The sequence below is a fragment of the Mycobacterium europaeum genome, assembly GCF_002102155.1.
GTDB classification, from domain to species: domain Bacteria; phylum Actinomycetota; class Actinomycetes; order Mycobacteriales; family Mycobacteriaceae; genus Mycobacterium; species Mycobacterium europaeum.
The window spans coordinates 75,403-81,732 of the sequence record NZ_LQOU01000006.1 but is presented as its reverse complement, the minus strand read 5'-3'; the positions used below and the strand labels follow the sequence as shown (position 1 = coordinate 81,732).

Below are 6,330 nucleotides of genomic sequence, written 5' to 3'. Positions count from 1 at the left end.
CACCGCCTCCTCGACGAGGGCTGGACCACCCGAAAACGCGCCAACGGCGACACCGAATGGATCCCACCGCCGCACCTCGACCGCGGGCAACCACGCACCAACACCTTCCACCACCCCGAAAAGTTGATGTCAGACGGGGACGACGACGACGCGCCGTAGCGGTCCGGCCTATTGATCCGTTCCCTGGCCAGCGGGTAGCGTAGTGCTGCCAATTACGACACGGCACGTAGCGTAATTGGCAGCACTCATCCACCGGAAGGATTCGCTTGATGCGCAGCGTTTATGCCGGCCTTCCCTTCACCACGTCCACGGCGGAGATCGAAGCCGCGCTCGCGGATGTCAGCATCCCGACGCTGCTGCTGTCGCTCGTGCACATCACCGGTGACCCGCGGTTCATCCGCGAGTTCAAGCAGATGGGCGTCTTCCTCAACGAGATTCAAGGGTTCATGTCGGAGGAGGACAAGGCGCGCGCCCGCGCGGCGGCCCTGCCGGTGATCGCCGACTACCGGGACCGCGGCTGCCCCGAGCCAAAGCCGCTCAGCCTCGACCTCATCCGCGAGATGATGGACTGGGCGGCCTGCGAGCACGTGAGCGACGACTACCTGCCCCTGGTCCTGGAGGAGATCGACCTCGACGGCGTCGACCCGCGCCGCCCACCGGCCCTGCCGGTTGAGACAGCGACCGAAATCCCGGTGCTCGTCGTCGGCTGCGGTGAATCGGGCATCCTGGCCGGAATCCGGCTCCGCCAGGCCAACATTCCCTTCACCATCGTGGAGAAGAACGCCGGCCCCGGCGGAACCTGGTGGGAGAACAGCTATCCCGGTGCCCGCGTCGACGTGGCAAACCATTTCTATTGCTACAGCTTCGAACCCAACAACGACTGGACGCATTTCTTCGCCGAGCAGCACGAGTTGCAGGACTATTTCACCCGGGTGATGAGCAAGCACGACCTCGCCAAGCACGTGCTGTGGAACACGGAAGTGCTGACCGCCGAGTGGATCGACGGGGACGCCACCTGGAGCGTCCGGCTGCGCGGCGCCGATGGACAGACCAGCACGGTGCGCGCCCGGGCCCTGATCACCGCGGTCGGTCAACTCAACCGGCCCAACATTCCCCACTTCGACGGGGCCGAGACGTTCGCCGGCCCCGCCTTCCATTCCGCCGCGTGGGACCACTCCGTCGATCTGAGCGGCAAACGGGTCGCACTCGTCGGCGCCGGCGCCAGCGGATTCCAGATCGCCCCCACCATCGCCCCAATCGTCGGACAGCTCACCGTGTTTCAGCGGACCGCACAGTGGATGTTCCCCAACCCGATGTATCACGACGAGGTCGGCGACGGCATGCGCTGGGCCATGCGGCACCTGCCGTTCTACGGGCGGTGGTACCGGTTCCTGGTGCTCTGGCCCGGCTCCGACAAGGGCCTGGACGCCGCGGAGAGCGACCCGGACTATGCCGACCAAGAGCACGCCGTCAGCGACATCAACGCCGCCGCCCAGATGATGTTTTCGCAGTGGATCACCAGCCAGGTCGGTGAAGGGCACGAACTGCTGAGCAAGGTGATGCCCGACTATCCGGCCTGCGGCAAGCGGACCCTGCAGGACAACGGCAGCTGGCTGCAGACGCTGCAACGCGACAACGTCGAGCTGGTGCGCACACCGATCCGGCGGATCACCCCCCGCGGCATCGTCACTGAGGACGGTGCGACGCATGACGCCGACGTCATCGTGTACGCCACCGGTTTCCGGCACACCGACGTGCTGTGGCCGCTGAAGATCACCGGCCGCGACGGGGTCGACCTGCACGAGTTGTGGGGGAGCCGACCGTACGCCTACCTAGGCATCACCGTTCCGAAGTTCCCCAACCTGTTCATCATCTACGGACCGGGGACCCACCTGGCGCACGGCGGCAGCCTGATCTTTCAGTCCGAACTACAGATGCGCTACATCGACCAGTGCCTGGCGCGCCTGGCCGAGGCGGACGTGCATTCGCTGGAACCCAAGCCCGAGGCCGCCGCCGACTGGCATGAGCGCACCCAGACCCAGATCAAGAAGATGGTGTGGGCGCACCCCGCCGTCAAACACTCCTACTTCAAGAACGCCAACGGTGAGATCCACACCGTCAGTCCGTGGCGCCTCAACGAGTACTGGGCCGCGGTGCGCGAGCCCGACTGGTCACAATTCGTCGTGCGACAAAGGAAGTGAGCGCCTCACCATGCGTACGGTAGTCGTCGACGGGCCCCACAGCATTCGGGTCGACACCCGGCCCGACCCCACCCTTCCCGGCCCGGACGCGGCGATCGTCGAGGTCACCGCCGCCGGCATCTGCGGATCGGATTTGCACTTCTACGAGGCGGATTTCCCGATGCCAGAGCCGATCGCGCTGGGCCACGAAGCGATCGGCACCGTCGTGGACGTCGGCCACGACGTGCGCACCGTCAAGGTGGGCGACCCGGTCGTGGTGTCGTCGGTGACCGGGTGCGGCGCCTGCGCCGGCTGCGCCACCCGCGATCCGGTCATGTGCCACAACGGCTTCCAGATCTTCGGCGGCGGTGTGCTCGGCGGTGCGCAGGCCGACCTGCTGGCCGTGCCGGCGGCCGACTTCCAGCTGCTCAAAATGCCGGAAGGCATCAGCGCCGAACAGGCGTTACTGCTCACGGACAACCTCGCCACCGGCTGGGCGGCCGCCCAACGCGCCGACATTCCATTCGGCGGCACCGTGGCCGTCATCGGCTTGGGCGCTGTCGGCCTGTGCTCCCTGCGCAGCGCGCTGTTTCAAGGTGCAGCAACGGTTTTCGCCGTCGATCAGGTCCAGGGGCGGTTGGACCGCGCCGCCCGGTGGGGAGCGACACCCCTGCAGGCGCCTGCGGTCGAGGCCATCCTCGCCGCCACCGGCGGTCGCGGTGCGGACGCCGTGATCGACGCCGTCGCCACCGACGCGTCCCTGACCGACGCGCTCAACGCGGTGCGGCCCGGCGGCACCGTCTCGGTCGTCGGCGTGCATGACATGAACCCGTTCCCGCTCAACGCCCTGGGGTGCCTGATCCGCAGCATCACGCTGCGGATGACGACGGCGCCGGTGCAGCGCACCTGGCCGGAATTGATCCCACTACTGCAGTCCGGGCGCCTCGACGTCGACGGCATCTTCACCACCACGCTGCCGTTGGAGGAAGCGTCCAAGGGCTACGCCACCGCGGCGTCCCGCACGGGCGACGACGTGAAAATCCTGCTGACGCCCTGACGCCCGTTACCGGGTGGCCGTGATGTATTGGGACCGCATGACGCTGTCGATCTTGACGTCGACGTCCGGCGGGGTCATCCCGTAGCCGGCCTGCAGCTCGAGCGTGTTGCGGACGGGTTCAACCGTCCATCCGTGCGCGGCCAGCCGTTCGGCGGGGTCGGTCCGCGGCTCGTAGGTCAGGGCGGAGAAGTCGACATCGCCGGACATGTTGACGCCGGGATGCGCCGTCTCGAGGGCCTCGAGCTGGTCGGGATCCAGGCGGGACCCCAGCGCCCCGATCGCGATCCGGCTGCCGGGCGCACTGAGCCCGCTGATCCGGGTGAACAGGGTGTTCTGCGCCTCGTCGGTCAGGTAGGGCAACACTCCCTCCACCGACCAGGCGCTGGGGCGTTCCACGTCGAATCCGGCGGCCTCCAGCGCCCTGGACCAGTCGGTGCGCAGATCGGCGGCGACTTCGACCCTGGGGGCCTTTGGTTTGGCGCCGTGCTGCGCGAGCACGTGCGCCTTGAATTCCAGCACCTTCGGCAGGTCGATCTCGAAAACCTTTGTGCCCTGCACCCATTCAAGCCGATATGCGCGGGAGTCCAGGCCGGCGGCAACGATCACCGCTTGGCGGATGCCCGCGGCGCCGGCCGCGATGAAGAAGTCGTCGAAGAACCGGGTCTGCACCCCGTAGAGCCGAGGGAAGGCCAACTCGTCTTCGGACGTGCCCGGGTTGGCCAGCAGGCCCGCCAGATACGGGTCGCGCGAGGCCTCGATGAAAACCTTGGCATAGTCGTCCCGCACCAGCGACTGCGGGCTCAGCGCGTGCAGCGCCCGCCATCCGGCCACCAGCAACGCGGTGTAACCCACGCTGCTGACGATGTCCCAGTGGTCGTCGTCCGAACGCAGCGAGCCGAATTCGGGCGTCGCGCTCATGGTCGGGCCTCCCGTCAATCGACCAACGAAAACCGGCGTCGTCAACGTACCCGCGGTTCCTGTGTCAAAGCTCCAGAAACACTGTAACCGGCCCGTCATTGACCAATTCGACCTGCATGTTCGCGCCGAACAACCCGGTCTGGACCTCGGCGCCCAGCCGCCGCAACTCCTCGGCGAACGCGTCTACCAGCGGTTCGGCGACCGCGCCCGGGGCGGCCGCGTTCCACGACGGCCGTCGGCCCTTGGCGGTGTCGGCGTACAGGGTGAACTGACTGACGACCAGGATCGGTGCGTTGACGTCGGCGGCCGACCGCTCATCGGCGAGAATGCGCAGATACCAAAGCTTTTCAGCGAGGCGGCGCGCCTTGTCGGGGTCGTCGGTGTGGGTGACGCCGACGAAGGCCAGCAGGCCCTGACCGTCCGGCCGGATGGCGCCCACCACTTCGCCGTCGACCGACACCGTCGCCGACGCGACCCGCTGCACCAAGACCCGCATGGGCCTTGATGCTGCCAGCCCGGCGCCGGAGAGGTTAGGTAGGCTCGTCGGGTGTCTGTGCTCGTCGCGTTCTCCGTGACACCGATGGGTGTCGGCGAGGGAGTTGGCGAGATCGTCGCCGAAGCGGTTCGGGTGGTCCGCGATTCCGGCCTGCCCAACGAGACGGATTCGATGTTCACCGTGATCGAGGGCGAAACCTGGGACGAAGTGATGGGCGTGGTGCAGCGCGCGGTCGAGGTGGTGGCCGCCCGCGCGCCCCGCGTCAGCACGGTGATCAAGGTGGACTGGCGGTCCGGGGTCAGCGACGCGATGACCCAGAAGGTCGCCTCCGTCGAGCGCTACCTGGACAACGGTTAGCCCGTCGCGGTGGGTCGGCTCCGCCTTCCGGCGCTGCCAGTAGGCTCATGGCGGTGAGCGCACGCGCAGGCATCGTCGTCACCGGAACCGAAGTCCTCACCGGGCGAGTCCAAGACGCGAACGGCCCGTGGATCGCCGACCGCCTGCTGGAGCTCGGCGTCGAGCTCGCGCACATCACCATCTGCGGCGACCGCCCGGCCGACATCGAGGCTCAGCTCCGCTTCCTGGCGGAGCAGGGCATGGACCTGATCGTCACCAGCGGCGGTCTGGGGCCCACGGCCGACGACATGACCGTGGAGGTGGTGGCACGGTTCTGCGGCCGCGAGCTGGTGTTGGACGACGAGACCGAGAACAAGATCGCGGACATCCTGAGGAAGCTGATGGCCCGCTTCGAGGGCGCCGACTTCGAAGCGGTGCGCGCCGCCAATCGCAAGCAGGCGATGATTCCCGCCGGGGCGCAGGTGCTCGACCCGGTCGGCACCGCGCCCGGCGTGGTTGTCCCCGGCAAGCCGACCGTGATCGTTCTGCCGGGGCCACCGCGCGAGCTGCAGCCGATGTGGCGCCGGGCCATCGAGACACCCGCGGCGCAGCAGGCGATCGCCGGCCGGACGCTTTATCGCCAGGACACCGTGCGCATGTTCGGGCTGCCCGAGTCCGGTCTGGCCGAGACGCTGCGCGACGCCGAGGCGTCGGTCCCCGGCTTCGAATCGCTCGAGATCACCACCTGTCTGCGGCGCGGCGAAATCGAGATGGTCACGCGCTACGAACCGGAAGCCGCGGCCGGCTACGCAAAGCTGATGCAGCTGGTGCGCGACCGGCACGCACAGCAGCTCTTCTCCGAAGACGGTTCGACGGTGGACGATCTGGTCGCCCGGGCGCTGGCCGGCCGGCGGATCGCAACGGCCGAATCCTGCACCGCCGGTCTGCTGGCCGCGCGGCTGACCGACCGGCCGGGATCGTCGGACTACGTGGCCGGCGGGGTGGTGGCTTACGCCAACGACGCGAAAGCCGAGCTGCTCGGCGTCGACCCGGCGCTGATCTCGGCGCACGGCGCGGTGTCCGAGCCGGTGGCCGAGGCGATGGCGGCCGGCGCATTAAGCCGGTTCGGCGCCGACACCGCCGTCGCGATCACCGGAATCGCCGGCCCGGGCGGGGGCACTCCCGAAAAGCCGGTCGGCACAGTCTGTTTCACGGTGGCGCTGGCGGACGGCTTCAAGGACACGCGCTCGTTGCGGCTGCCCGGGAACCGCTCCGACATCCGGGAGCGCTCCACGACGGTGGCGATGCACCTGCTGCGCCGCGCCCTCAGCAGCCCCGAGTAG

General features: G+C 68.3%; 6 protein-coding genes and 1 pseudogene. 5 read left to right on the top strand and 2 right to left on the bottom strand.

What is annotated here, in order from left to right:
* From AWC03_RS28265 to AWC03_RS02385, 3 genes and pseudogenes are all read left to right on the top strand, one after another.
* Nucleotides 1-159 (top strand): annotated as a pseudogene (locus tag AWC03_RS28265) (HNH endonuclease signature motif containing protein); the annotation flags it as partial.
* 110 nt (nucleotides 160-269) lie between these two features.
* Nucleotides 270-2,201, top strand: coding sequence for a flavin-containing monooxygenase (locus tag AWC03_RS02390; protein ID WP_085238933.1), 1,932 nt, complete (start codon nucleotides 270-272; stop codon nucleotides 2,199-2,201).
* A 10-nt stretch (nucleotides 2,202-2,211) separates the two neighbouring features.
* A complete protein-coding gene (locus tag AWC03_RS02385) occupies nucleotides 2,212-3,237 on the top strand; it encodes an alcohol dehydrogenase catalytic domain-containing protein (protein ID WP_085238932.1) in 1,026 nt (341 codons plus the stop codon).
* A gap of 6 nt (nucleotides 3,238-3,243) precedes the next feature.
* On the opposite strand, the gene AWC03_RS02380 is transcribed toward AWC03_RS02385, so the two are convergent.
* Together AWC03_RS02380 and dtd are read right to left on the bottom strand one after the other, a co-directional pair.
* Nucleotides 3,244-4,155, bottom strand: coding sequence for a class I SAM-dependent methyltransferase (locus tag AWC03_RS02380; protein ID WP_085238931.1), 912 nt, complete (start codon nucleotides 4,153-4,155; stop codon nucleotides 3,244-3,246).
* A 64-nt stretch (nucleotides 4,156-4,219) separates the two neighbouring features.
* Nucleotides 4,220-4,651 (bottom strand): D-aminoacyl-tRNA deacylase, encoded by a 432-nt coding sequence (dtd, locus tag AWC03_RS02375; RefSeq protein ID WP_085238930.1) that lies wholly within the window; start codon nucleotides 4,649-4,651, stop codon nucleotides 4,220-4,222.
* 51 nt (nucleotides 4,652-4,702) lie between these two features.
* On the opposite strand from dtd, the gene AWC03_RS02370 reads away from it, so the two are divergent.
* Together AWC03_RS02370 and AWC03_RS02365 are read left to right on the top strand one after the other, a co-directional pair.
* The gene (locus AWC03_RS02370) at nucleotides 4,703-5,008 is read left to right on the top strand and encodes an MTH1187 family thiamine-binding protein (RefSeq protein WP_085238929.1); all 306 of its coding nucleotides are present in this window, start codon (nucleotides 4,703-4,705) and stop codon (nucleotides 5,006-5,008) included.
* Nucleotides 5,009-5,061: 53 nt separating this feature from the next.
* A complete protein-coding gene (locus tag AWC03_RS02365) occupies nucleotides 5,062-6,330 on the top strand; it encodes a competence/damage-inducible protein A (protein WP_476738883.1) in 1,269 nt (422 codons plus the stop codon).

Coding starts and splice junctions, on each gene's coding strand:
- AWC03_RS02390 (WP_085238933.1), top strand. CDS start 270: ATGCGCAGCGTTTATGCCGGCCTTCCCTTCACCACGTCCACGGCGGAG.
- AWC03_RS02380 (WP_085238931.1), bottom strand. CDS start 4,155: ATGAGCGCGACGCCCGAATTCGGCTCGCTGCGTTCGGACGACGACCAC.
- dtd (WP_085238930.1), bottom strand. CDS start 4,651: ATGCGGGTCTTGGTGCAGCGGGTCGCGTCGGCGACGGTGTCGGTCGAC.
- AWC03_RS02385 (WP_085238932.1), top strand. CDS start 2,212: ATGCGTACGGTAGTCGTCGACGGGCCCCACAGCATTCGGGTCGACACC.